The sequence below is a fragment of the Streptomyces sp. NPDC005799 genome (assembly GCF_040630525.1).
Taxonomy (GTDB): domain Bacteria; phylum Actinomycetota; class Actinomycetes; order Streptomycetales; family Streptomycetaceae; genus Streptomyces; species Streptomyces griseorubiginosus_B.
The window spans coordinates 50,118-75,632 of sequence record NZ_JBEXXQ010000041.1 but is presented as its reverse complement, the minus strand read 5'-3'; the positions used below and the strand labels follow the sequence as shown (position 1 = coordinate 75,632).

The window sequence follows — 25,515 nt, the reverse complement described above, 5'->3', positions numbered from 1 at the left end:
TGTGGGGGCCCGGCCGGCTTGTGTCGCGCCGTCAGCGGCGGGCGGCGACGATGGCGGCCGCGCGGGACATGAAGTGTGCGCCGTCCGCTCGCAGGTTGCCCGGGTAGACGGTGCCCACCTCGGCCTCGACGACCTTCGGGGCCTGCACGGACACGGTGACGGTGACCTTCTTACCGGCCACGACCGGCTGCCCCGTGTTGATGTGCCGGGCGATGCCCTCGGGGTCCTTGTGCGTCGTGCAGCGGCAGTTCTTGAGGTTGGCCACGGCCCGGGAGCTCTCGTCGCGAGGCTCGAGCATGTAGGTCTGCGCGCCTACGCCGCGGTGTTCGATGTCCCATCGCATGGAGTTGATCGAGAAGCGCAGGTTCCCGGGGACTTCCTGGCCTTGGGCCGCGACGTGGGTGGGGCGGACCTTGTCGTCGCCGACGGTCACCCATCGCTTGGTGGGCGGGGCCAGCCGCTTTGCCTCGATCTCGACCTGGTGCGCGATGCGCTGCACCGCCGGGGCAATCATGCGGGCCAGGGCCTCCTCAAGCCCCTGGGTCGGCGTGAACTTGGCGCCGGCCATCACAGCACCTCGGGCGGGTTCAGGGTCGCGGCAGCCTGGACGTAGTCGACATCCGGGCAGCCGGGCACCGCGTGATGGCGGGGGGTGTTCGTCAGCGTCCAGGACCGGCCTGTCTCGTCGCTGATGGTGTCGCCCTCCTTGACCGGCCAGGCCTGCGGATCGAGCCGTACCGTCCATGAGCCGTCGTCCTGCTGCAGGACCGACCCGGGCCACGTCCCGCGCGGGGCCGGCTTCTGGTTCGGGTTCGGCGGGACGGGCACACCGTTGGCGTCCCGGCCCCAGGGATGAGCGAGGGCGTACACGGTCAGCAGGGCGTTCGGGAGGACGACGGCCATGATCAGCCTGCCCCAGCCACCACGAGGGCCTTGGAGATGCCCAGTTTGACCGTGTTGACGTACGTCGTGAACGCAGCGGTCGTGTTCTTGCGGTTGGCCCGGGTCATGTCTCCGTTGAGGAAGAACGCCGCGCGCTGGGTGGTGCTGATCTCGAGCTGGACGCCCATACCGCGGCTGGTCCGGTTGCAGATGTTCGTGGGGTCGTTGCCGTTCAGCTCCTCGGTGGCAAGCTGCACGGTGAACCCCGCGTCCTTGAGGCACTGGCCGATCTGGTCGCGGAGGTTGAAGTCCATGCCTCCGAGATAGGTGAACGCCGTGGCGCCCGTCGCTCCGTGCCATGAGACGCAGTGGGTGGCGGCCTGCGCCATCGCGAGGGCCTGCGGCTCGTCGTACCGGGTCGACGTGATGTGCAAGTCGGCGTTGCTGCCTGCGGGCTTGAAGGCGTCGAGGCTGTAGAAGTCGTGGATGTCGGCCGCGGCCGCGTCGGCGAGTTCGGTCGTGCCGGTCTCGATCCCGCCCCCGTGCACGGCCAGGTGCAGCAGGGTGGAGACCTGGGAGACGCGCCAGATCCGTTGATAGTCGATGCCTTCGATCTGGCCGCCGGCCAGCTCCCCGTAGGACTGGTAGAGGTCGCCCATCGGGGGCGCTCCTTTCGTGGATCAGAAAGACCGGCGGCCGCGGTACGTGGAGTACGGCCAGGGCGGGCGCGGCGGACGGTTGAGTGGCTGGTAGAGGCGGCGGCGTAGCCGGTTCAGGGACTCGAGCGCGGGGAGCGCTCCGGCCTGACCAGCAGTGGGCGCGGACTCGTAGGAGATGGACTGTCCCTCGGCGCTCACCGAGGACACGCGGCGCCCCGAGTTGCCCACTCCGCCGGGCCGTTGCCGCTCTGACTCTGCGGCGTGCGCGGTGACGTAGCGGACGATGGTCTCCTCGGTGGCGCCGTTGAGGCCCACCAGGAAGTCGACGTCGTAGGTGCCATCTGGGTGCGGCCGGTAGGCGATGACGCGGACGGTGTCGTCCTGGTCGGGCAGGGGCCAGGAGTCGGCGTCGTCCAGGTCGCCGGTGAAGAACGGCGTGACGGCGCGCAGGGTGATGGCCCTGGGCACGACCGGGCGGTTGAGGTAGCCCACCACGTCGGCCTGCGCGTTGCGGATGGCCGTCTCCAGCGCGCTGCGCTGCTCGGCAGTGATCGGGAGCGGTACGCCGAGTGCGTCGGCGACGGCTTCCGGGGAGGCGACGAGGCCCATGCCCATAGGCAGGTCGAGGCGCACGCTGGTGTCCTTGACCGGCTGGGCCCCGTCGCTCGGGGTGAAGGTGACCATGCCCCAGTAGCGGCCCGGCGGTACCTCGGGCAGGTCGAACCGGTACACCCCGGGGCGTAGCCGGGTGACCGTGGTCGCCGCGGCGACTACCGGACCGCTGCGGTCGGCCGTGCCGTACAGGTCCAGGCGGCTGACGACTCCGCCGGCCGGGTCGGGGTCGTAGTGCGCCCCGCCGTACATGGGTTCATAGTCGAAGACCACCCCTGGCTCCTCTTACTTCTCGTCGCTGTCCGCGTCGCCCTGGGCGGCGAGCCGTTCGGCCTGGGCTTCCAGCCGCTCCCGGATCCGCGCGGCGACGCCTTCGGAGACGTGAGCACCCGCGGGCTGCAGGAGGCGGTGAACGGGATTGCGGTGCGGTCCGAGGAACGTCTTCTCGACCAGGCGCACGGTGCACACGAGGACGGAGCCGTATTCGGTGAGCGGCACGAATACGGAGTCCACGTCGGCCGGGGGTTCCTTGGTTGCGTCGTCGATGATGACCTCGGCGAGGTTCTCGTCGTCGGGGATGACCTCGGTCGGGGTGGCGAACACGGGCGCTGCCGGGGCCTCCGGGGGCTCCTGGACGGCTGGCGGCTCGAGCGGAGCAGCGTCGGGTGCCTTCGGGGCACTGTCGGCGGCCGGGGCGGAATCCTCGGCGGCTGCCGCGGTGGTGGCGTCCTCGTTGGCTGGGGCGTTCTCTTCCGGGGCCGGGGTGTCGGTGGCCGTCGGGGGGTTCTCCACCGAAGTGGGGGTGTCGGTGGCCGGCGGGGCGGTCGGCTCCGCAGCGGTCTCGGGCTCGGTCTTCGCGGCCGCGGTCTTACGGGTTCGGGCGGTGGCTGCCATGGGTGGTTCCCTCTCGGGGTGTGGGTCCGGTCGGCGCGCACCCTGCACACCGGGAGACGTTTGTGTCGCGCCCTGCCTCGAGCGGGCAGGCGCACGTATGTTGATCGCGGACGGCCCCTGCGCCCGAGCGGAGGGGCCGCCCGTTCACGCAGATCAGGCGAAGGTGAAGCCGCCGGTCTTGGTGGTGTTGCCCGCGTCGTCGACGAGGACGACGTCCCTTGCGCCTGCCGTCACGGCAGGCGTGGTGACGGTCAACTTGTTGGCGGAGATGACGTTCAGGGCGGTGCCTGCCACGCCGTTGAAGGTCACCGAGGTGACGCCGTCCAGGTACTTGCCGGTGATGGTCACCGCCGTGCCGCCGGCGACGCCGCCGGTTGCCGGACTGATGCTGTCGATCACCGCCGGGGGATACAGGGCGTTGATCTGGGACTGGCGCACCACCTGCCCGGCCTTGAAGGCGAGGGTCTTGACGGACCCCTCGGGCTTCGTGTCGTTGCTGGTGCCGGTGTAGTAGCTGCCCTCGTCGCTGTGACGGGTGGCGTATATGTCCTGCGTGACGATCACCTCGGGGTCGGTGATGCCTGCCGTAGTGGAAGGGAACGCCGCCTTCGTGACCCGGGTTCCGTCCGTCTTGTAGAGCGCCATGGTCCACGCCTCTCTCTCGTGTCTGTGTTGGGCGCTGGCACCGTGCCCCACCCGGGCGGCTTCGGTCGCGCCCTACCGGGTGGGGCACTTGCCCAATTGGGCAAGAATGATCTTGGTGTGCCCCTGTGGCTGCTACGGACGTCCGCTGCGGAACTGCTTTCCGGGGCCGCGGCGGCGCTCATCCTGGGCGCGCTGCAGGTCGCTCCACCGGTTGGGGCCCTGCTTCTTCTTGAGGTGCTTGATGTTGTTGGCCGCGATCCCGACCTTCTGCGGGCCGAGCACGGACACCAGGCACCCCTCCTCGGCCAGGCCCCGGGAGGCGTATCCGGCCTCGGCGAGGGACTCCTCGTCGGGGAAGATGTCGACGTGCCGTTCGATGGTCACGTCGACCAGGCGGTCCTCGCGGCCGCCGAGCGAGTACACCCACCGGAAGTTCCCGGGCGGGTCGGGTTCGACGACCTCACGGAACAGGGAAACGCTCTTGGTGTACGCGTAGAAGCGAACGCCGGGCGCGGCCCGCATCACGCGCATCCACGCGCGCGTGTACTCCGCGGAGAAGAAGTCGCCGGCGTCGTGACAGCGGACCCACCGGTCTTGATACCGCTTGTGCTGGAGCTCCGCGGTCATCTGCGCTTCCCAGCCGGGCAGATCGTCCAGCACCATCATCAGGTTCGCCTCGTGGCGCGCCTTGACGCCCGGGAACCGGTAGGCCCCCTGGCGCGCGTAGCAGAGTTGAGCGCAGATTCCTGCCGAGGGGCACGTGTTGTAGGTGCGGCCGTCAGGCAGGGTTCCGGCCCATGCCGGGATCGACCAGTTGTAGATCCCCTGCCGCCGCATGTCTGAGTTTTGGGTGAGTAGCCAACGTGGTTTGTCAGTCATGCCCGGACCGTGAAGTTCCGGGAGGGCTTGCGTCGCGCTCAGAGGATCCGCAGGTCGTCCCAGCCGTCCGGGCCGACGCTGAACACCAGCAGGCCCGACGTGGAGACCTCACCGGAGCGGACGGCGTACCAGTCGCTCCCGTTGTCGAGCGTTGGCGCCTGGATCCACAGCCGGCCGTTGCCCATCTGCTGCGCGCGGAAGTGATGGAAGTGGCCGGAGATCAAGATGTCGGCGTCGGCGACGGGTTGACGGCCGAACGTCTGCCCGCGCCACCAGTCGCCCGCCTTGTCCGGCCGCGGGTACTGATGCCCGTGGGCCAGGCCGACGATGTGCCCGGCGACGTCGAGCGACACGGTGTCCCGCCACCGTTCCGGCATGACGAACGAGACGTGTCCGTAGGCGTCTTGGTTGCGGGCGTAGGCGTCGGCGATCTGGGACATGACCTCGATACCCCAGTCGTCGACGGGCGGGCCGACGGCGTCCTTCCCGCGGCGTACGCGGCCGTGGTTGCTGCCGCAGGTCGCGGCGACGACGCGGCCGAACTTCCCGGCGAGCCGGTCCAGGCCCTCGAAGGTGACGCGGCGGTGGACGCGAACCATCTCGGTGAGGGTCAGGTCGTTCGTGAAGGCCTGTTGGGTGGTGTTCTCGAAACCCTCGACACAGTCGCCGGCGTCGGCCCAGTAGGCGACGGACGGGGCGCGGCCGACGGCCGTGAGGTCGCGGATGTGGTCGTCGAGCCGGTCGAATCGGTCGGCGATCCGGGCGATGAGCTCCGGGGTGCCTCCGTCGCGGCCGACCTTCCCGGCCTGGGCGTCTGCGTAGACGACGACCAGGGCGCGCTCCGCGGTGTCGACGGCAGGGCGGGGCTTTCTGCGGCGGCGCATCGCGTCCCGTACGAGGGCGTCGACGTCGCCGGCGGACTGCCAGGCGGGGGTGGCGGGTTCGATGACGTACCGGCAGCGCCACACGGCACGGGTGACGGCGTCGTCGCCCTGGTTGTCGCGGTGCCAGGCGGCCGGATCGTGCTTGGCCTCGACGAGGCGGACACGGAAGCCGTCGGGGACGACGAGGCCCATCTCCTCGACACGCTCACGCCAGTCGTCCTCACCGGCGGGTGGCTTGTCGGCGGGCGGGGCAGTGACGACCATCGTGCCGCCGGGCTCCCAGCGCACTCCGCTCTCCCATCCCCGGGGTGCGGCCGGGTAGGCGCGCTGCACTTGGGGGGCGTTGCTCTGCTCGTGGGAGGCAGGCTCGAGGAGCGCCTGCAGATCGTTGTTCAGGGTCATCGCGGGCACCGGCATCCGTTGGATTCCCCGCGCCTTCGGTGCCGGGCGACGGTCCACGCGGTGACCGGGTCGCCGTGGCGGCTGAGTGCGTCGGCGATCGACTTGGCGGACACGCTGGGGGTGTCCAGCACAGTACGGAGCGATGCGGCGACGTCGACGTCCGCAGCCTCCAGGAGGGTGCCAACGCTGCAACGGGGCCCGCGTTGGGCGGCGGGGACGGTGGTGAGCGCGTCCAGTTCTGCCGCGAGGCCAATGAGTTGTTTCTCGATCACCAGGTCCTCCGTCGTCGTGATGGTGCTACGTGGGAGGGGGCGCACCCGTGGCCCGGGTGCACCCCCTCACTCCGGCGTGGATCAGCCGGTCGGCGTGGTCCAGGTGCCGATGACGAAGGACTCCGGCCGCGGAACCTCGAGCGCCAGGCGCTCGTCGGCGCGGAACGTGATGAGGCCCTGCTCGTAGTTCGTGCCGTTCTCCGAGGAGACGGTCACGGAGACGTTCTCGCGGTCGTGGAGCTGCGCGCCGAGACCGAACGCACCGATGAGGAAGTCGGTGTCGGCCATCGCAGTCGTTTCGACGACATTGAGGCGCCACACCTTCTTCTCGGCGCCGATGGCGACGGCGATGGCGACGCGGAAGGCGCCGTTCTTGTCCTCCTCGACCTCGACGTGTTCCCACATCGTGGGCGACAGGACGATGCCGGTCGGGTCGTACTCGGCGAGCAGCGCCTTGGTGATGCTGCGCCGAATCTGGACGCTGTACTGGTCGGTCGCGAGACCGGTGTACTGCTGGACACCCGGGGTGTTGTAGACGCCGGTGATGGACTGGCCGTCGCCGACGGAGTGCAGAAGGTCCCAGTCCTCCGCGTACTTGACGCCCTCCACCATGCGAGTGTTGATGAAGGTCTTGAGCCGCGGCTCGTCCGACAAAATGTTCTTGTGCGCGTCGAGCAGGTGGGCGACCTCTGCCACCGGGTACATCACCGGGGTCAGCGTGAGCTTCGACCGCGGAGCGCGACCCCAGGTGTCGGTGTCCGCGCCGGTCGCCGGCGAGGTGCCGTCCGCGGCGTAATGCTCCTTGACCTGGCGGGCGTTGTTCGTCCAGCCGGTCTCTCGCGCGCCGTACAGGACGGCGTTCTTGGTCGTCGACTTCGGGAACAGGTCCCGGATGTGGAACTTGCGGAACGGGCGCTCCGCGATGCCCAGGTTCTGCGCGGAGCCGAGGACCTGGTGGGTCACCGTGCCCGCGGACAGGGAGAAGATGGACTTCCCCTCGATGTCGGCGCGGATGTACGGCTTGTCACGGAACCCGGCCTCCGTGGCGTGCTTGTAGGACGCGGACTCGACGAACAGGTCACCGAGCGACTTCTCTTCGACGCTCATGGGGCGCTGCCCGTAGTGGGTGGCCGCGGCCGGCGCAGCCTCGGGGGCGTCGAGGTACTGCTTGATCTCGACGAGGCCCTGTTCGGCGTCGATGAGGGCCTTGATCTCCTGCGCCTCGCCGGAGACCTTGCGGAACGCGGTGGCCTGCTCGCTGGAGACGACGAACTGGCCGCCGTCCTCGACCTTGAAGGTCTGGCTGATGCGCTCGGCCTCGGCGGACTTCGCCTGGAGCGCCTTCTGCAGCTCCTCGATACGTGCGGTGGGCATTTGGGGTGCTCTCCCTGGTGCTGGGTGCGGTTGACGTGCGTCGCTCGCCCGGCCAGCACCGGGACGCCTCAACGCGAGGCGGAATGGAAAGGGGAGAGGGGTGTTAACGTCGCGCGCTGCCCGCTCAGGACGTCAAGAGCGGCAGCGCGTAGGGGTTGACCTGCGGTTTTGCTATCTGCGGTGGGAGGGGTGCGCGGGGATCGCATGGGTGCGGGGGTGCAACTCAGCTCCGCATCAAGGCGAGTGCCGACTTCACTTCCGCGGCGTCCAGGCGGACGGTGTCCTCCGGGCCCGGCGCCGGTTCGCCGTCGTCCTGGTCGCCGCCGTCGCCCTCGTCGGTCTCCTCGCCGGTGACGTCGCCGAAGGTGTCTTCGTCCCACAGGTCCAGTCCGAGCGGGGATCCGGCCGCGGCGGGCTGTCCGTCGTCGGCGACGTCGAGTCCCTTCGCGGACAGGGCGGCGATCAGCTCCTGGACCTTGTCGCGGACGTCCTCGAGGTCCTCCGGGCCGGCGGTGGAGCTGCTGACGCGGGCGGTGGCGTCGGTGAGGGCTCCGACGGTGGGCTGCACGACGCGTGCGTCGACGTCCTCGGCCTCGGTGGCGGCGCGGGCTGCCGTGGTGCCCTCCGGCACGACGATGGTGGCGAGTTCGACGGGTTGCGGCTTGTCGAGCGTGATGTCGCCCGCGGCCGTGACCGTGTACGGAATCGCGTAGTGGCTGCTGCGCCGCTCGTCCTCGCTGTGCACGGACACGATGACGCGGTCCGGGTAGGTGCCCTCGATGCACGTCCAGGTGCTGCCGTCCTGGTCGAGGAGTTCGCGGACGGTGTCGGCGAGACGGGCGCGGAACTGTTCCTGCGACTCGGGCAGGTGCATGGACGACATCACGGAGGCCTCCAGAGGGGCGGCGCTCTTGGCCTCGGCGACCATGGAGCGGGCGGACTTGTGCTCAATGCGCGGCAGGCCGCGGGCAATGCGAACGGCAGCGTGCGCGGACTTCTCCTCGTCGCCCTTGAGGGCGCGGAAGCGGGACATCACGCCGTCGGCGAACTCCTTGGCCGCAACGGTCCTGTCCGCGATCTTCGCGGCGTCGATGATGCCGTCGAGAACGTCCTGCGAGATGGGGTGCATCGGCTTCGGTGCCGGGCCCTGCGGAAGGGCGGCGCCGGCCAGTAGCTCCCACGGTGTCTCGCGGCACTCCGGCCGCAGAAGCGGCATGTCGGGGAGGGAGCCGATCGGCCACCAGGCGGTGACCTCCGTCGCGTCGCCCTTGGGGTCGTCCGGGTTGGCGACACGGCGTTCGTCGTGCGGCGTATTGATCGGCACCGACTCCTCGGTGGGCACGACCGCGACGAACCCGCGGTAGATGCCGCTCGGTGCCGTCCAGGAGCCGACGACGCTCGCGGTACTGGGCAGCGTCGAGCCGGTCTCCTCGCTCCACTCGCGCACCGCGGCGGCGAGCGGCTCCTCTCCGTCTTCCAGGTGCCCGCCGGGGATCTCCCAGGTGCCCGCGGCCGGATCGTCGTCATCAAGGGCGCGCTGGATCATCAGCACGCGGCCCGTGTCGGCGGCCTTCACCGCCAGGCCCGCGACCTTGACGTCCTTGCCTTCCGTCAGGGCGACGACGTCGATCTCGACGTGGGATGGCGTGGTCTTGTACTCGAGTCCGTCGTGTCCGCCGGTGGCGGACTTCACCTCGAGGGAGCGGGTCAGCGGGTGCGCGCCGTGCAGGACGGGCGAGACCTCGAACAGGTCCAGATCGTGGATGACGCGGACGCCGTCACCGCGCTTGCTCGCGCCGGTGTCGGAGACGCGGTAGCCGATGGAGAATGCGGCCTGCTTGTGCTCGTGCCACTGCTTGACCTGCTCGTAGGCGTCGCGGCCCTGGCGGGTGCGCAGGTTGTAGAGCACGGTCGCGACGAGGGCGCCGGCTTCGGCGGGCCAGTCGGGGATGTCCCGGAACCGTGGGTCGCCGGGTAGCCATTCCTCACACTCGACGACGACGCCGACAGGGTCTTTCCACCCGTGGTGCCACACCGTTTTGACGGGGCGTTTGGCAAGGGTGCGAGCGAAGGCGCCGGGCACGATGAGGTCCTCGACCTCGTCGACCACGCCCGTGACGGCGTAGATTGCCCGGCTCGTGCCTCGCTGGATGGTGCTGGGGCGTGCGGATTTGATGGGTGGAGCAGCGCTCGGCACGGCGGGGAACCTCCGGCGGTGGACAGTGGGCCGCCGGGCACCGTGCCGTCAGCGTGTGCCTACTGTCCTGCGCTGGCTCCCGCCGTCTGCTGGGGCTGTCCCTCGGCCTCGGAGCGGGCCATGGACCAGCCGCGGGTCCAGTAGCGGTATCCGAACCGTTCCTCGACGGAGCCGTTCATGTTGTACGGGCAGGCGTCGGACGGGTCTCCCTGCTGGTATGCGGCCTTGCCTTCGTTGAGCCGGTCCTGGAAGGTCTGGCGGTCGAGCTGCACTCTCGGCTCTCCTTACTGGCTCGCGAACATCGGGTCCTGGACACCGCGGTCTTCGGCCGGGGCCTGCCCGCCCGGCGCGGTCGGGTCGGTCGTACCGTCCCCTTCCGGGCCGTGGGTTCGGGTCATCTGCGCCCCGTCCACGTCGGTCGCCCACGCATCGGGGTCGGTGTAATGCCACACCTGGCCGGTGGAGTCACGCACCCATCCGGTCAGTGTGCCGTCCTGAGCCTGATCGAGCCAAGCCTGTTCCCCGTCACTGCCGGTGTAAGCGGCGAAGGCGTTGTCGGGATTGGTCTCGTCGCCCTCGTTGTACTCGTCTCCGGCCCATGGGCGGGAGTCGTCGTCGGGCTGTGGCGGGACCGCGCCCGGGTCGCCATCGCCTTCTCCTTCTGGTGGGCCGTCGGTTGCCGAAGGATCCGGCGGTGCGGCGGGGTCCTCTGCGGGCGCGGCCGGTGCCGCGGTGGGGTCCTCCGGCAGGTCCTCGCCGGAGGCCTCGGGGTCGGAGACGCCGAGCGAAGCCTCTTCGGTGCCCGCGGTCTCCTCTTTCTCGTCGTCTTCCTCCCCGAAAGGCTTGGCGCCCTGGGGGAGAGCCTTGATGGCGAATCCGTATCTGGTCACGGGCGGAGGATGGGCGCGCGGGGCGGCTTGTGTCGCCGCCAACCGTCGCACCCACCCCGATCAAGATCGTTCTTGCCCAATTGGGCAAGTGCCTCGGTTCAGCCTTCTGGCATGCGCGCCTGCCGCGGAACGGGCCCGCTCTCCTCGATGACGTTGGTGTACTCGCGGAGCACCGCGAGGATGGACGCACCGTCGTCCCCTGCAACGGCCGTCATGGGGCCGGTCGGTGACAGGGCGATGGTCTCGCCCAGGTGGAGCTCCACGAGGGCCGCGGCCCGGTGCGACCCGATCACCGGGCGGTCGGCCCGCCCGGTGATCTGCACGGTGTAGGTCGCACCGTCGTCGAACGAGCCGGTGACGGTGAACACTTCCTGCCTCCTATCGCGTGGCCATCAGGCCCAGGAGGAACGCTCTCAAGTCGTCGTCCTGGTACCAGTCGCCGCTAAACATCGCCTGAACAGACCGCGCGAGAGTGTCACCGGTCTCCGGTTGCGTCTGCTGCCGCCGCAGGAGCCGGGACAGGGCGCTCGGCCGCATGCGGCGGGCGCCGGGCCGGCCGGTGTGCGTCTGGGTGAACCAGAACGCGCGCTGCGCGGAGTCCAGGTCGCCGAGGTGCCGGGCGAAGTGCTGCGCCAGGGCGTACCCGGCGGTGCCCATTCCCTCGTCGGCCAGGTCGGCGACCGTGATCCTCTGCCCCTCCGGTTCGTAGCGGCCCTGCGTGCCGTCCACGGCCGTTAGGTGGCGCGCCTCGGGGGTGTTGAGCCACGCGCGCGGGATGAGCCGCTGTACGCCCCGTACGGCCCGTTCGGCGTCCGGGTCGGTGTCCCGGCCGAACACGATCGCGGCGTTGCCGTCGGGGCCCATGTCGCGGATGTCGGCCAGGGCCGCGGCCACGGCGTCCGGCACCGCGGCGGCGTACTGGGCCCGCATGTCCGCGTAATCCCGGCGCGAGGCCGCGAGTTCGGCACGGGCGGCCGTGATCTCGACCTCGAGGTCCTCGTCGTCCGGGATGGTCGCACCGCTGCGAGCTGCCTGCAGGTTGACCAGGCGGCGCTCGCTGCTGGCCACGTAGTCGTCGGCGTGCTGCAGCGTGGCGTGAGGGTCGTCGCCGAAGTCGTCGCCGAGAGCGGCGGACAGACGACGGGTCACGTCCTGGTCGACGTCGCTGCCGGCCGCCCGCAGGGCTGCCATGTGGCGGAGCGCGGTCAGGCCGGGGCCGCCGTCGGCCGCCCGGTCCGGGGTCCACTGGATGCGGTCCGACCGGTCCGGGAGGCGGCCCGCGGCGAGCTGTCCCCACGTCGTCGGGCGCCAGAAGGTGACGCGACGCTGCGACTGTCCGAACCGGCCCGGCTCGGGCATCAGTCCGGCCCAGTGGGAGATCCGAGCGGCCAGCGAGTTGCCGTCTGCGTCGGGCAGGTTCACCGCGCGGTGCAGGCGCGCCAGGCGGCGGGACTCCGGCCACTGTCGGACGCGGCGGACCATGCGGCCCAGGAAGGCACGCAGGCGGGCCATGCGCTCCCGCGCGTTGCGGTACTTCTCGGCGATCTTCCGGGCGCCTGCCTTCACCAACTCGGCGAGGCGCTTGGACATGCGGATCAGGGCAGCGACGATCCGGGCGAGGAGGCCCGGCTGTCGGCCAGCCTCCGGGGACACCGCGGCGACCCGGGCCGCGATCCGGCGGGCGGTGGCCTGCCGGGATCCGGCCATGTTCTGGGTGAGGGTGCGGGCGATCCGTTCGGCGTCGCCCGAATCGAAGCCCGCGGCCTGGAGCTGCTGCAGGAGCGCGTTCACCGCGTCGTCGGCGTGTCCCGTGACCGTCTGGGTGACGTCCGGGTCGGCGTCGGGGTCCGTGGTCGACGGTCGGCCGGCCACCTGGTCCGGGATGAGGCGCAGCAGGTCCCGGGCGCGGGCGGCCAGGTCCTCGTTGCTCTCGTCGGGGAGGGGCTCGAGGTCGTTGATAGTGCGCAGGGCTGCCCGCACGGTGTCCTTGTGGGTCTGGTCGCGGGTTTCCCGGAGACGGCGCAGGGCTGCGATCCGGTCGCGGCCGGTGAGGCCCGCGGCGTTGAGCGCGGCAGCCCCGTCACGGTGGGCTGCTCGGCGGGCATCGCGCAGGGCCTCAGCGGTGAGGCGCTGGGCGATCTGCTCCCGCAGGGCGTGGATGTCGCCGGGCGGCTCCGTGCCCGCGACGGCCTCGTCGATGATGCGGGCGGCGAGGCTGCGGGAGTGGTCGCTGACGATCCCGTCGACGTCTGCCTGCGGCACCTGGTTGGGGTCGCGAGGCGTACCGGCGGGCGGCAGGGCCGGGGTGGGCCGGTTGCGGTCGTAGACGTTCACGGCGCGGCCGTTGTGCAGACCGAAGTCGTGCACGTTGCCGTCCTCGTCCATGCCGGTGAGCTGCATCCACCAGCCGTTGCGCTGCGGCTCGCTGATGATCGTCAGGCGCCGATGACCGTTGAACTGGTAGCCGGTCCGGCTCACGGGCGCGTCGATGACGTCGCCAACGCGCAGGCTTCCCGGGCGGACGCGGGCGACGGGTACCGAGGGCTCGTCCGGCGTGCTCGAGGAATCCGGCGTGCTCGGCGTGGACGGAGTGGCCGGAGTGCTCGGGTCGTCTCCGGCACGGCGCAACGGGCCACCAGGGATACCGAATCCGGGGGCGGTCGAAGGGTCCGGGGTGGTGTCGGTGTCGTCGATGTCGGGCGGGGTGACGGGGTCCGGCTGCGCCTCGGGGAGCTGCCACACAGTGTCACTTCCGGGCACGGTCCGGCGGCGCCACTGGTGATTCTCGTCTTCGAGGAGGAGTCCTCGCATTCCGCCGGGAGCCTCTTCGACGTCGATGACGCGGTACACGTGGATCTGGTCGCCGCGGCGGGCGTCCGGCATGGCCACGTAGTCGCCTTCACCGATCTGGGACACGTTCATGGGTCGAGGCCGGTTGAAGCCGGGCGGCGGGGTCCAGCCGGCCGCCCGGTCAAGGCGGTCAGCGGCACGCAGTGCGCTGCGGCCCTCGGGCGTTGAGGGGTCCGCGGAGGCGCGGAGCTGACCGGCGAGAGCCCTGGCGTGATCGGGCGACAGAGGCAGGTTCGCGGTGATGCGAACGGCGCCCTGGTGCGCGTCAGGATCGTCATCCGGACCATCCGCGTGGTCGCCGACGGCGTCCCGCTCGTCCGGGGTCAGCTCGGGGTCGACGGTCGGGCCGGTGACAGGGTCGACGGGGTGCGGCGGGTCATGCACGACCAGGTCGTCGGCCGGCTCCGGGGCGTCGTCCGGGCCGAGGTCCGGGGCGCCACCGTCCGGGCCCTGGGCGCGCGGGAGTACCGCGCGGGCGTCGACGTCGATCTCGCCCATCTCGCCGGTGGTGGTGTCGGCGTACTGGATGGTGACGCGGTCCCCGTCCCGGCTGGGCGGGCTGGTGATCGCGACGGTGGAGAGGTGACCGTCCAGGTCCAGAAGCACGACGTCGCCGTCCTTAAGGTCCGCGGCCGCGGGCTCGTCGATGCCGGTCACCGGTGCCGTGTCGGGGACGTCGTCGCGTACCTGGCCGGTGACGCTGAGGTCTCCGGCGCTGCGGGTGATGGTGCCGTCGGCCGTGGTGATGGTGACGTTGTCTCCGTCGACGTCGTCGACGGGGCCGAGGAGCGAGCCGTCGGTGTCGCTGACGACGTTCTGGGTGGTCACGCGGTGTCCGTCGGCGGTCCAGCCGTCGGGGCGCTCGCTGTCGGTCACGGTGAGCGAAGTCGGCGAGAGCGCGGTGTCGTCGTTCCCGTCGGACCAGTGCACCGCCACGGTGGTGTCCGTGGCGCCGGTGACGGTGCCCTCACGGTCGTTGGATCCGGTGACGGTGCTGCCAGGGAAAAGGCCGCGGCCGTCGCGGTCCGCCGGGATCTGGCCGGGCAGGTCACCCGAGCGGAGAGCCGCCTGGGCGCCGCTGGCCGGAGACCCGGGCACGACGTCGTCCGGTGCCTCGGCGCGCGCCGCGGTGGCGTTGATGGACGTGTAGACGTTCCCGGCCGCGCCGGTGCCGTCCGGGTGCTCCGTAACCCAGCACCGCCACATCTGCTCGGTCCGGCCGCGGCGGGTGACCTCCACGCGCACGGGTGCGGTGTAGGCGTACCCGGCGCGCTGAACCGGCTTGCCCTTCTTGGTGGTGCCGGTCATGCGGACCATGTCGCCGGGCGCCAGGTCCTCGACGCGGGCCCAGTGCGCGGGCTGCCCGCCGATCGGCTCCGGCTCGGGCTCCGGGTCGGGCTCCGCCGGCGAACGCGGGGTGTTCTCCGGGGTGTTGACGGGCTCGTCCGGCGTCGGCACCGCGGGGGACGGCGTGTCGCCGTCGCCCTTCGGCTCGTCTTGGGCGCGGGGACGCTCCAGGTCGCTGTCCGGACCGCCCAGGCCGTCGAGGATGCGGCCCGCCCAGAAGGCGCGGGTGTCCAGGTCGGACAGCTCCTCGCGCTGCCGGTTGTTCCGCTTGGGGTCGTCCAGGGCGCTGCGCAGCCATGCGAAGTCGTCGCGGGCCTGCGCCAGGTCGTCCCGCAGGTTCCCGCTGGGAGACCGCTGGTCACGGAAGGCGTCGACCATGCCGGTCAGCCGCTCGTACCGGGCGCGGGCCTCCAGGTCATTACGCAGGGACTCCGGGAGCTCCGGCAGTTCCCGCGTCATGCCCGCCAGGTGCACCGTCACGGTGTCCCACACGTCGTCGCTCGGGTTCGCGGGGTCGGCGGGGCCGTCCTGCAGGGCGCGGACGACGAGGTTGGCGATGGCCGTGTCACGGGACTGGGAGCGGCTGTTCCGGTCGTGGGCCAGTCCGAAGAACGGCCGGGCGTCCCACACGGGTTCCGGGTTTCCGTTGAATCCGCGGAGAGCGGAGATGGTGCCGATCTGCTGGCCGTCGAGCCACACGTCTTGGGAGTCGCCGTTCCCGACGGGGCGCAGCTCGGCCCGGTCGGCGAACTCCTTCATCCGGTCGTGGCCGCCGAACCGGAACGCGGCGTCCTCCTCGCTCTCGACGTCGGCGGGGTTGAACGGCGGCGCCGGGGTGACTTCGTCGGCCGTGAAGGGCGTCGTGTCCTCGGGCGCCCCGCCCGCGGCCGCTCCCTCCTCAGCGGCGCGGCGCTGGTCCTCCTCGTGCTGGTGCCGGTCTGCGCGGTCGCTGTCCTGGCGTGACTGCTTGTACTGGGCGAACGTCTGGCGGCCGCCGTTGAGGTCGAACCACTCCTGCAGTTCCTCGCTGGCGTACTGCTGCCACCGATCGCGTGCCGACAGGCTGCCGCCCGAGAACAGCTCCCGCTCATCGAAGTCGGTGCCCCCGAACTTGTACTCACGGCGGAAGAAGTAGCCGTTCGTGAAGTCGACGGCCTGGCGGTAGCGGGCCTCGTCCCAGTCGGCGAACTCGGCGCGCAGGACACGGTCGGCCTCCCGCTGCCTGTACTGCGGGTACGTGAGCCGGCCGTTGCCCTCCCACCAGTCCTTCAACTCCTGCGAAGCCAGGTCCTGGGCGCGCTTGTTGCTGAACTTGCCGCCGGAGAACACGGCGCGGGGGTCGATGCCGTCTGCTTCGGCCTCGGGGCTGAGGATGCGTCCGCCGGTGGCCTGCATGGCTGCCTGGAAGCGCTCCTCATCGAGGGCGTCGAACTCTCGGCGCAGGCGTCCGGGGGTGGCCGGAGCGGGCTGTGTGACGTCCGTGTCGCCGAAGCCGAGGGCCTCGTCCATGAGGCGGCCCTCGCGCTCCGCCTCCTCGGGATTGGTCGGGGGCGTCTCCGGCACGGCAGCCCGGATCCGCTCGTCGACGTAGCCGTCGCGGCGGTCCATCTCCGCCATGACGCGGAACTCGTCCTCCGGGCCGAGGCCCTGCCGCAGGGCGTTCTCGAGGTCCGGGTCGCTCACGGTGGTGAGGTCCTCGGGAAGGGTGAACGCGCCGTTGCGCTCCTGCTCGTAGTCGTCCTGTACTGCGCGCAGCGCCTGGGGAAGGTTGCGGCCCTCTCCGTCACGCCACGCGGCCACGCTTGCCGGGCCCCATGCCTCGTTCCAGTCGAAGGGGTCACCGTTGCGGTCGGTGATCTCCTCGAACCGTCCGGCGAGCGCGCGCGCCTCCTCGGGGTCGTCGGAGGTCAGGGTGATGCCGGGGAGGTTCGTGCCGTTGCGGGCCTGGGCGAAGCGCCACAGGGTGGTGCCGTCGGCCTGCGGCTCGGGGTACACCGCGAGTCCGCCCTCGGGCGACAGGGCGAGGCCTTCACGGTCCGCCAACTCGGCGAGCAAGGCGCGCCGTTCGGGGGTGTCCTCGGCCGGGGTGAGGCCGTCGCCGGTGCGCCAGGCGTTCCGCAGGGAGTCCACGTCGCTGTGGCGGGGACGGCGGGATCGGTCGCCGTGGCGGTCGCCCGCGTCGCCGTTGCCACCATCGCCGCCGGTACCGGTCGCGGTCGGGACATTGAGGTCCGGCAGGTTCAGGTGCGGCAGGCCGACCCCACCAGGGCCGCCTCCGCCGGGACCGCCGTTGCCACCCCCGCGGTTGCGGCGGCGACGCCGGCGCCTGCGCTCCTCCTCGTCGTTTTCGTCGTTCTCCTCGATGTCCGAGCGGTCTTCCTCGTCGTCGGTGTTGTCGGGGCCGTCGCCCTCGTCGTCGCTCGAGCTAGTGCTGTCGTCGCTGTTTTCGGGGGTGTTGGGCGTGCCTGCGCCACCGGCGTCGGGCTCACCGTCAGGGGCGGCCGCCCCGCCATCGGCGTCGGGGCGTTGCTGGTGGCTTTCCTCGTCGCCCTGGCGCTGCTCGTCGTCCTGGTCGCCCTGGCCGTCGTCCTCGTTCTCCGGGGCATCTTCGCCCGTCGTCTCGTCACGGTTGTCGTCGTTCTGACCGTCGTTGGACTCGCCGTCGGTGCTTGGGGCGTCGCCGACCTGGCCGTCGCCGTTGTCGTCACCGCGGCGTTCGTCGCGGTCGTCCTGCTCACCGCGGGCGATGCGCGCAGCGCGACGGAACCGGTCGGCGGCGAGTTCGCCCTGCGGGCCTGCGAGCTCGTACTGATCGGCGAGCCCGTCCATGCGGTCGGCGATGTCGCGGAGCTCCGCGTCCCGGTCCTCACCGGAATCGGCACGGCCGAGACGGTCGTCGAGCTCCTGCATCTCCGGCAGGGAGTCGCCGCCAACTGCGTTCATGCCTTCGCCGAACAGATTCCGCGCACGAGTGGTGCGGTCGTCGACGTCCGGCGCGTTCGCATCCGGGCCGTCGCTCGGCGCGTCGGCACCATCGGGAACGGCCACGATGTCGCTCGTCCGGAAGCTCAGCGGCTGACCCTTGACGCGCCAGTAGCCCTCTCGCTCGGCCGGCCGCTCCACCGTGACGTTCATGTGCTCGCGGTCCGTAAGCCCGCCCCGGCCGCGCAGAGCGATCCTGAAACGGTCCCCGGGCTGGGGCTGGATCTGAGAACCGTCAACGGCTCGCCAGCCCTCCGGCACGCGCACCTTGGACGCGACGCGCTGCCCGTTCGCGCCCTCGATACGGCGCGCCAGGTCGGACGTGTCCTCTCGTCCCGGGTTGCCCTCCGGGAGCCGTTCCACCAGGTCAGTGCCCCGGAACATCGCGAACTCAGTTCGGACGGTCGGCTTGCCGTTGATCGTGACGTCCGACTCGACTTCGATGCGGACCTGGCCGTTGCTGAGTGGGGTGGCGTGAATAACGCGTCCCACCATGTGCATCGGCTCGTTGTAGGCGGGGTCTGCGGAAACGGTGTGGACCCAGTCGCCGACCTGGATCTTGTCGGCGGAAACCATGTCGCCGTCGTACCGCTGCCGCACCGCTGCGAACTCGTCAGCCTGCCCCGGGGCTGTGCTCTCGGGGGCACCCTCGTCCGGCGTACCGCCCTGCTGGAAGTCCGGATACCGAAGGTCACGTTCGGCCTTCATGCGGGCTGCGGTGGCCCACGACTTTGCCCTGCGAGTCTCGTACGGCAGCTCGAGGTCCGGGTCGTCGAACTGGCTCTCCAGCCACGCGGCCTCGTCGCGGATCTGGCGGAGGTCGCCCTGCAGATCGTCCGTCTCGCCCCGGCTGACCCGCTGGATGAGGTCCTGCAGACGCTGGATGCGCTCCGGATCCTGTAGGCCTTCCCTGTTCTGGAGGGTGGCGATGTCGTCGCCGATGTCGGCCATGCGGGCGCGGAGCTCGTGCCGCCATGCCGGGGTCGGCTCCGGTCGCGTGCGGTCGTTGGACCAGGCGAAGGTGTCGTCGGGGTGGCTCAGGAAGACGGGGCTGATGTCCGAGCGGGAGCCGTCGAGGTTGGAGACGGACAGGACCGTCGTCCCGTTGTCGTTCCGGGTCACGCTGTTGACGCGGACCGGCTGCCTCCAGCCCACGGGGTACGGGCGGCCGTTGCCGTCCCGCTGAGTGATCGGCACGCGGATGATGTCGTTCTCGGCGACGTCGGCGCGGTCGCCGAGGGTCCACCCCTCGGGTGCCTCGCTGCGGGCCTGCTCCCGCCGGGCGTCTTCGTCGGCGTTCGCGCGGCGGGCGTCGCGGTTGCGGACGAGCGCGGCCACGGCCTCCGTGCGGCTCGGGTAGAAGTCGGGGGACGTGTCGCCGTTGTCGTCGGTGTACCGCCACTTACGGGCGAGCTGACCAACGGTGCCGGCGTCCTCGCCGTCGACCGTCACCGGGTACGAGCCGTCATCGTTCCGCTTACCGATCTCGGCACGCGCGAGCGCCTCGGCCCGGTCCTGCTTCTCCTTTTCCCGCTTCTCCCGGTCCTTGCGGGCGATCTCACGCTTGCGCTGCTCCTCGCGGAGGTGGCCCCGCCGGTTGGCGACAGGCGAGATCGCGAGCATGGCGTTGCCCTGAACGCGCGGGCCTTCCCCGTTGCTCGCAACGTGCCGGTTCTGCCACGCCTGCAGCTCCTCGAGCTCGGCGTCGATGTCCTCGTCGGTCATGTCTGCCGGCGACGTGTTACGGATCGGCGCGTCGGGCGCCGTGGCGTTGTCGGCTCTGTCCGCGGCCTCGGGGATGTCCGGGGTGCCGGAGGCTTCGGGAGTGTCCGGGGTGCCGTTGGCGATGAGGTCCGGCGTACCGAACTCGTCGGTCGGCCGGGGCTGGTTCTGGTCTCCGGCCGCGGCCGGGATCTCGTCCTGGCCGAAGTCGTCCGGGCGCATCTGGCGCCAGTCCATGCCGCCGCCGGCGTCGCTGGGCTCTCGGTCCGGCACCGTGCCGGGCTTGGACGTGCCGAAGGTGGCGTCGGTGCGGGGCACCTCGAGCTGGACGTCCTCGTCGCCGCGGCGGCCAGTGATGAGGACCTGGCCCATGTCGCCGCGGCGGATCTCGGAGACCTCGAGGGGCTCCGACCAGCCGGTCACGATGCGGCCGCGGTTCTGGGCCCCCTCCGCGCGTCCCAGCTCGGGCAGGCGGATGGTGTCGCCCGGCTGGACGTCGTCCCATGCCGAGTGCTTCCAACCCTCTCCGGCGCGCTGGTTGCGCCTGTCGGTGAGCTTGTTGAGCGCGGTGATGGCGGCCGCGCGGCTCGGGTACCTCTCGGTGGTGGGGGTGCGTCCGTCGCGGTCGACGAACACCCACTTCCCCTTCTTCTCCGGGTAGACGATGCCGATGGGCGCACCGTCTCGGCCCTGGACCTGCTCGCCCTTGAGTCGGGCGAGGCGGGCAGGGTCGCGCACGAGACCGGCCTGGTCGCGGCGTCCCATCTCGTCGCGGCGGCGTGCGAAGGTCCGTTCGGACTGGGCGTCGCTCAAGGCGCGGATACGGGCGGTGACCTGGCGGCGCACGGCGCGGGAAGACGGGTCGTTGCCCTCGGGGAGGGTGGCGCCGCGAAGGTGGGCGAGCTCCTGGGCGATCTGCTCGTCCCGCATGGTCTTGGGGTCGTCGGCACCCGGGCGCGGTGTGCCGTCGTCGGCCGGGGCGTCGAACATCGTGCGGATCTGGCCGCCGCGGCGGCGGGCCAGGACACTGTCGTACGGCGTGGAACCGCGGCCCTGCAGACGCAGGTTCTTCGGGCCGACCGAGTCGACCGTGTCCCAGGAACGGCCGGTCCACACCTCGTCGCCAGGCTGGAAGTCCGTGGTGGCCCAGGTGCCGGCCGGGGCGTGGTACCGGTCCTTGAGCTGGTCGAGCTGCTCCGGGGTCAGGTCCGGCTTCTCGGCGTCGTCCTGCGGCGCGTGGTAGGCGACACCGCGTCCGTCCAGCCACTCCTTGAGCTGACGCACCTTGTCCTCGCGGCGCGACAGCGTCATGTTGCTGGGCAGGTAGAAGAACCGCGGCTGCGTCCTGTCCCTGCTGCCCTTGAAGCCCAGGCGGCGCAGCACCGCGAACTCTTCGTCGCTGACCATGCCGTTCGGCGTGGGGAAGCGGACGGTGGTGCCGGTGCCGCTGTGGTCGATGCGGACCTGGTCAGCCGGGGCCGCGGCGGGCTCGGCGTCCGGCGTAGCGGGCGTAGCGTCGGCGGCCGGGGCGTCTGCAGCGTTCGGTTCCTGGGTGTCCGCCTCCGGCGTCTCGTTGTCCGGAGTGTCCGCGGACGGGGCATCGCCCGCCGGTGCGTTGGCGTCGGGGGTGTCCGCCCCCGGCACAGCGGGGGCGTCCTCGTCCGGGTGCAGGACGCGCAGCTCTCTGTCCGCGGCGAGGAAGTGCTCACCGTCTTCGCCGACGACGCGGATACGGCCGCGCGGGGTTCGCAGCGGCGGCTCTGCCACGGTGTGCGTACGTCCGTCGGCGTCGACGAACCGGTCCCCGACCTGGAAGTCGGCGGGCTTGCGGGACTGCGGGGGGCGCAGTCTGCTGGTGTCGCGGCCTTCGGCGTCGGCGAACATGTCCGGGGTGCCCGTGGGGTCGTCCGCCTGGTCGTCCGGGTTGTTCGGGTCGGCCACGAACCGCTGCTGCTCGTCCGGGCCGACGTCGAACAGGCCGCCGGGCTCCTCCGCAGGCGGCTTCGGCTTCGGCTCCTCCCGCTTCGGGGTACGGCCGGCGCGGGTCGCCTCTTCCGCCTCGAGGACGGCCAGGCGGGTGCGGTCGGGGCCTTCCAGTTCGCCGCCGTTGGCCATCTCCCGCTCCATCAGGGAGACGATCTCGTCGCGGATCTCGCCGTCGTCCATCGTGGACGGGGCCTTAGCGCCGTGTGCGGCGGCCGCGGGCGCGTTGACCTCATCAGGGCTCAAGATGACCCCACCGTCGTCGCCCTGTCCGCTGGGCTCCGCGTTGGGGGCGTCGGCCGATGGCGCGTCCGCGCCGCCGCTGCCCGCGTCGGGCACGTTCGCGTCCGGGGCGTCGACGTGCCTCTCCTCGCGGCTCTGCTGCAGCTTTGCCGCGGCCTCGTCGACGCGCTTGGTGTAGTTGTTGTAGGCCCGGATCTCCTTCGGGTCGGAGTCCAGGCCTTCGCCGCCTGCCAGCGTCCACGCCCACTCGAGGAGGGCGCGGTGCGTCTCGATCGGGGCGGTCACCTTGAGCGTGCCGTTCCGGCCCCTTGTGGCCTCGGTGAGGGCCTTCCGGGTGTCCGGGTCCTCCATGGCCGCGGTCTCTTCGACGTGCAGGAAGTCCGCGAGAGCCTCCGGCATCGTCAGGGTGACGAGGTTCTGCGGGTTGTCCCAGTCGTGCTGCAGGGGCTCCGAGGTGGGCTCCTGGGCGCGCTTGCGCCTGTTCTCCCGGATCGCGCGGGCGTCGGCCACGAACCGGTCGGCGTTGTCGTCCAGGCGCCCCTCGAGCCGGTGCAGCGCCTGGAGAATGTCCCGGTCCAGGCTGTCGGTGTCGAGATCGTCGATGGCGGCGAGGGCGCGGTGCATGGCCTCGCCGTTCTCCTCGTAGCCTTTGGGCCCCTCGGGGGCGGCCGAGATGTTCCGCATGTGCTGTGACAGGGCACGGAATTCCGCCGGGGCGCCTTCCGGCCACTGCTTCTCGGCGAGCGCGTTGACGGCTTCCCAGTCGTTGAGGCTGGCCTCGGCCGCGCGCTTCGCGTCGGTGCTGTTGGGGTGCTGCTGCGTACGGGTGGGGGTGTCGCGCTGCACGTCCTCCGGGCGGCGGCTCGCTCTCGGGACGACGGGCAGGGTGTCGCTGGTGTTGGCACCGAACTGGTCGACTTCACGGCGTCCGCCAAGGTTGCGGGTGGTGAAGGTGCGCCCGCCCGGGTACCGCCTCACGTCGGTGACGACGTGGCCGAAGTCCCCATGGGTGAGGACGTCGCCGACGCGGACCTGGTCGACGCGCCTCGTCTCGGAGGCCGATCCGCTGGTGTGGCCCGTACGCTCGATCTGCGCGGGCATGTGCATGATGCGGGCGGAGTCGCCGGACGTCATCACGGTGCCGTCGGGCCTGGTCAGCGTGGCGTCCAGCAGGGGCGTGTAGGTGCCGTTCCGGTGGGATGGCGCGACGGTGCCCTCGACGGTGACTGTCTCCGGCTTGTCCTGGTCGCGGGTGCTGTCCGGCCACTCGATGTCGCCGGCGTCCACGGTCACTTTGATGCGGTCGCCGGGCTTGAGCTCGCTGCGGCTGATGGTCGCCGGACCGTTGTTGTCGGGCGTACGGGCGTTGTCGAACTCGGCGCGGGCTCGCTTGATGGCAGCCTGGATGTTCTCGCCCTTGCTCGAGCGCCAGGTGCTGGCGGCCTCGTCGAGGTTCGGGTTGGAGAAGTCGAACCCGGACCAGGTGCGCACCTTTGCGCCCTCGGTGGGAGCGGTGCGGTTGAGGTGGGCCGCGAAGTCGGTGGCTTCCTCCGGGGTGGCGAAGTCCCCGGCCATGTTCATGCGCTGGCCGGTGCCGGTGGCCGTCAGGTACCAGCGGCCGGTGGAGTCGTCGCCGAGGATCGCCAGGCGGCCGTCGGCGCTGGTTCTGAGGTCGTCGTCGCCTGCGATGGACCGCAGGAACTTCGCCATCTCCGGCTTCGTGCCGGGCCGGTCGGCAAGGTCGAGGAAGTGCTGTCGTACGGCCGCGGTGTTCGAGAAGCGGCCGCCGGCGATGTGCTGCTTGTTGGGCAGGGCGTGGACGTTGATGGGGTGCTTGCCGTCGGCGGGCTCGTCCTGGTCGTCGTTCTCGCGGGAGCCGACGGGGTCGTCGTCCTCGCCGATCGGGCGGCCGCGGTCGTCGACGTCGTGGGGGTCGTTGGGGGTGTCGGGGTCGCCGTCGTCGTCGTGGGCCACGCCGTTGCCGCGGCGAGGGTCCTTGTCCCGCTTCTCGTCCTCCGCGACCACCTTGTCTTCGTTGTCGGTGGGCGCGGAGCCGTCGGGCCTGGCGACCATGGACACCCACTTGGCGCTGGTGGTGTGCCGACGGCCGTTGAACTCGTTCTCGCCGGTCTGGTCCTGGACGAGGATGCGGTCGTTGGGGAGCGCGCGGACGACGCGCGCGAGCTTGCCGCCCCACAAGCGGACCGTTCCGCCGGTCTCGATGAACCTGCCCTTACTGTCACGCGGGTGCAGGGCGGGGTTCCACTTACGGCGGGCAGCCTTGACCTCGAGGTCGTCACTCAGGTCCTGCAACTCAGCGTGCGCAGCAGCGGGGCGATTCAGCATGGCGCGGACCATGCACATTGCCACTGGTTAGCGTCGCGTGCTCATGGCCGCCCGTATTTTGGGTGCGGGACGACCTTGATGGTGCGTAGCGTCGACCGCTATGACCTACGCATATCGGGCGGACGAGAAGACAGCCAGGCGGGTACGAGCCATCCTCCCCAAGCTGATCGCCGGAGCTAACCAGGCCATCACCGTGCAGTCCCTCGCATCCACCGAGGTATCAACGTCCCTCTTCGCCGTTCTGGCAGGGTGGTGGCGCTTCACCAACCGGACCGCGGAAGCCCTCATCGCTCTGTACGACGCAGGCTTCACGGTCGAAGCGGCACCGCTGATGCGTAACCTGGTCAATCACGCCTACGCGATTAACTGGCTGGCCGACAACGGCGAGGATGGGTACAAGGCGCTGGTCGACGAGTCGTACGAGTCGCGTCGCAAGCTGCGCAACAATCTCCAGGCCTTGAACTGGCAGTTGCCCGACACCGTGGACATCGGCGAGGCCCCCAACTTCGGTCACGCTACGGAGGAGGAGGAGAGGCGCCATAGGCGGCTGCGCGGCGAGTTGTCGAACTTCGAGACCATGGTCAAGGCGTACGGCACGCCGATGATGTATCCCGTGTACCGGAATCTGTCGTCGTTCTCGCACACCACCGACCTAACCGCCGCGGCGTTCGTCTCGTTCGACGAGCAGCGGGTGACGGTGTACGGGAACGGACGTCACGACCGGCTCGCGGACTTCTGCTGGATGCCCGTGCCCCTGCTGCAGGCGGCGAGCGTCATGAGTCCTCTCCTGAAGGGGAACCCCATGAAGAAGCAGATCAGCGATGCGTGCCGGGACTTGGGAATGCCTGACGACCTGGTGGCGAAGCGCCTCTGACCGTCACATGGTCTCGGTGAGGATGTGGAGGGCGAACCAGCCGGAGAATCCGAACCAGCCGAGGGTGAATATGGCTCTGCCGACTCTGCTGGTGCGTGTTCGGAATAGGCGTCGGACGTTCTCCGACAGGGTGTCCTCGTCGGGCTTGTTGGCCAGGGCGATGCCCTCGGCCAGGGCGAATACGGCGGTCCAAGCGATCCAGACGGTTTTCCACAGCATGGCGGTTACTCCTTCGATTCGGGAATGGGGAGGGGACCGTGGCCGTCGTACGGGGCGGCATGGCCGGATTCGATGAGGTCGGTGTTCAGGCATGCGCCGTCGTCGGTCGTGACCGTGGCCAACCACCGGCCGTACTTCTCCTTGCGGTGCGTCTGGATGATCAGCGTGGGGCCGTGCTCGGCGAGCCAGTCGGCGACATAGGCGTTGGCTTCCTTGCCCTTGGGCGTGTTCTTCTCAGCGGTGTTCAGGCCCATGAGGCGGAGGCGTTGCAGTGTGCGGACGCTGAATCCGAGGTCTAGGTCGCAGTCGAGGGTGTCGGCGTCGACCACGTGCTCTGCCGTGCCTGGATAGGTGTTCAC

General features: G+C 70.8%; 18 protein-coding genes. 1 reads left to right on the top strand and 17 read right to left on the bottom strand.

Annotation, left to right across the window (positions count from 1 at the left end; all coding sequences use genetic code 11):
- Positions 1 to 31: 31 nt before the first annotated feature.
- From ABZ453_RS34040 to ABZ453_RS33970, 15 genes are all read right to left on the bottom strand, one after another.
- Entirely contained in the window at positions 32 to 568 is a 537-nt protein-coding gene (locus ABZ453_RS34040) for a hypothetical protein (protein WP_359021081.1), read from the bottom strand.
- Positions 568 to 903 (bottom strand): hypothetical protein, encoded by a 336-nt coding sequence (locus tag ABZ453_RS34035; protein ID WP_359021079.1) that lies wholly within the window; start codon positions 901 to 903, stop codon positions 568 to 570. The genes ABZ453_RS34040 and ABZ453_RS34035 overlap by 1 nt, the downstream gene beginning before the upstream one ends.
- Positions 904 to 905: 2 nt before the next feature.
- The gene (locus ABZ453_RS34030) at positions 906 to 1,541 is read right to left on the bottom strand and encodes a poly-gamma-glutamate hydrolase family protein (RefSeq protein WP_359021077.1); all 636 of its coding nucleotides are present in this window, start codon (positions 1,539 to 1,541) and stop codon (positions 906 to 908) included.
- A gap of 21 nt (positions 1,542 to 1,562) precedes the next feature.
- On the bottom strand, positions 1,563 to 2,426 hold the full coding sequence (locus ABZ453_RS34025; protein ID WP_359021075.1) for a hypothetical protein: 864 nt from the start codon (positions 2,424 to 2,426) through the stop codon (positions 1,563 to 1,565).
- A gap of 12 nt (positions 2,427 to 2,438) precedes the next feature.
- Positions 2,439 to 3,047 carry a hypothetical protein gene (locus tag ABZ453_RS34020; RefSeq protein WP_359021073.1) on the bottom strand — a complete coding sequence of 203 codons (609 nt, stop codon included), beginning with the start codon at positions 3,045 to 3,047 and terminating at the stop codon, positions 2,439 to 2,441.
- Between the two features lie 153 nt (positions 3,048 to 3,200).
- On the bottom strand, positions 3,201 to 3,692 hold the full coding sequence (locus tag ABZ453_RS34015; protein WP_359021071.1) for an IPT/TIG domain-containing protein: 492 nt from the start codon (positions 3,690 to 3,692) through the stop codon (positions 3,201 to 3,203).
- A 132-nt stretch (positions 3,693 to 3,824) separates the two neighbouring features.
- The gene (locus tag ABZ453_RS34010; RefSeq protein WP_359021069.1) at positions 3,825 to 4,571 is read right to left on the bottom strand and encodes a hypothetical protein; all 747 of its coding nucleotides are present in this window, start codon (positions 4,569 to 4,571) and stop codon (positions 3,825 to 3,827) included.
- A 38-nt stretch (positions 4,572 to 4,609) separates the two neighbouring features.
- A complete protein-coding gene (locus tag ABZ453_RS34005) occupies positions 4,610 to 5,857 on the bottom strand; it encodes a hypothetical protein (protein WP_359021067.1) in 1,248 nt (415 codons plus the stop codon).
- Positions 5,854 to 6,129, bottom strand: a complete 276-nt coding sequence (locus tag ABZ453_RS34000) for a hypothetical protein (RefSeq protein ID WP_359021065.1) — start codon at positions 6,127 to 6,129, stop codon at positions 5,854 to 5,856. Before ABZ453_RS34000 ends, ABZ453_RS34005 begins: the two co-directional genes overlap by 4 nt.
- Before the next feature lie 81 nt (positions 6,130 to 6,210).
- Complete coding sequence (locus tag ABZ453_RS33995; RefSeq protein ID WP_359021063.1) at positions 6,211 to 7,503, bottom strand: phage major capsid protein; 1,293 nt, start codon at positions 7,501 to 7,503, stop codon at positions 6,211 to 6,213.
- A 223-nt stretch (positions 7,504 to 7,726) separates the two neighbouring features.
- Positions 7,727 to 9,613 carry an NUDIX domain-containing protein gene (locus ABZ453_RS33990; RefSeq protein ID WP_359021061.1) on the bottom strand — a complete coding sequence of 629 codons (1,887 nt, stop codon included), beginning with the start codon at positions 9,611 to 9,613 and terminating at the stop codon, positions 7,727 to 7,729.
- 146 nt (positions 9,614 to 9,759) lie between these two features.
- Positions 9,760 to 9,972 carry a hypothetical protein gene (locus ABZ453_RS33985; protein WP_359021059.1) on the bottom strand — a complete coding sequence of 71 codons (213 nt, stop codon included), beginning with the start codon at positions 9,970 to 9,972 and terminating at the stop codon, positions 9,760 to 9,762.
- Between the two features lie 12 nt (positions 9,973 to 9,984).
- Entirely contained in the window at positions 9,985 to 10,590 is a 606-nt protein-coding gene (locus ABZ453_RS33980; RefSeq protein WP_359021057.1) for a hypothetical protein, read from the bottom strand.
- Between the two features lie 98 nt (positions 10,591 to 10,688).
- Positions 10,689 to 10,958, bottom strand: a complete 270-nt coding sequence (locus ABZ453_RS33975; RefSeq protein WP_359021055.1) for a hypothetical protein — start codon at positions 10,956 to 10,958, stop codon at positions 10,689 to 10,691.
- A 10-nt stretch (positions 10,959 to 10,968) separates the two neighbouring features.
- Positions 10,969 to 24,063 carry a hypothetical protein gene (locus ABZ453_RS33970; RefSeq protein WP_359021053.1) on the bottom strand — a complete coding sequence of 4,365 codons (13,095 nt, stop codon included), beginning with the start codon at positions 24,061 to 24,063 and terminating at the stop codon, positions 10,969 to 10,971.
- Positions 24,064 to 24,163: 100 nt separating this feature from the next.
- Here ABZ453_RS33970 and ABZ453_RS33965 point away from each other — a divergent pair, with 100 nt between their 5' ends.
- Positions 24,164 to 24,937 (top strand): DUF5677 domain-containing protein, encoded by a 774-nt coding sequence (locus ABZ453_RS33965; protein ID WP_359021051.1) that lies wholly within the window; start codon positions 24,164 to 24,166, stop codon positions 24,935 to 24,937.
- Positions 24,938 to 24,940: 3 nt separating this feature from the next.
- On the opposite strand, the gene ABZ453_RS33960 is transcribed toward ABZ453_RS33965, so the two are convergent.
- Together ABZ453_RS33960 and ABZ453_RS33955 are read right to left on the bottom strand one after the other, a co-directional pair.
- Positions 24,941 to 25,156, bottom strand: coding sequence for a hypothetical protein (locus ABZ453_RS33960; protein ID WP_359021049.1), 216 nt, complete (start codon positions 25,154 to 25,156; stop codon positions 24,941 to 24,943).
- 5 nt (positions 25,157 to 25,161) lie between these two features.
- Positions 25,162 to 25,515 carry a thermonuclease family protein gene (locus tag ABZ453_RS33955; protein ID WP_359021047.1) on the bottom strand — a complete coding sequence of 118 codons (354 nt, stop codon included), beginning with the start codon at positions 25,513 to 25,515 and terminating at the stop codon, positions 25,162 to 25,164.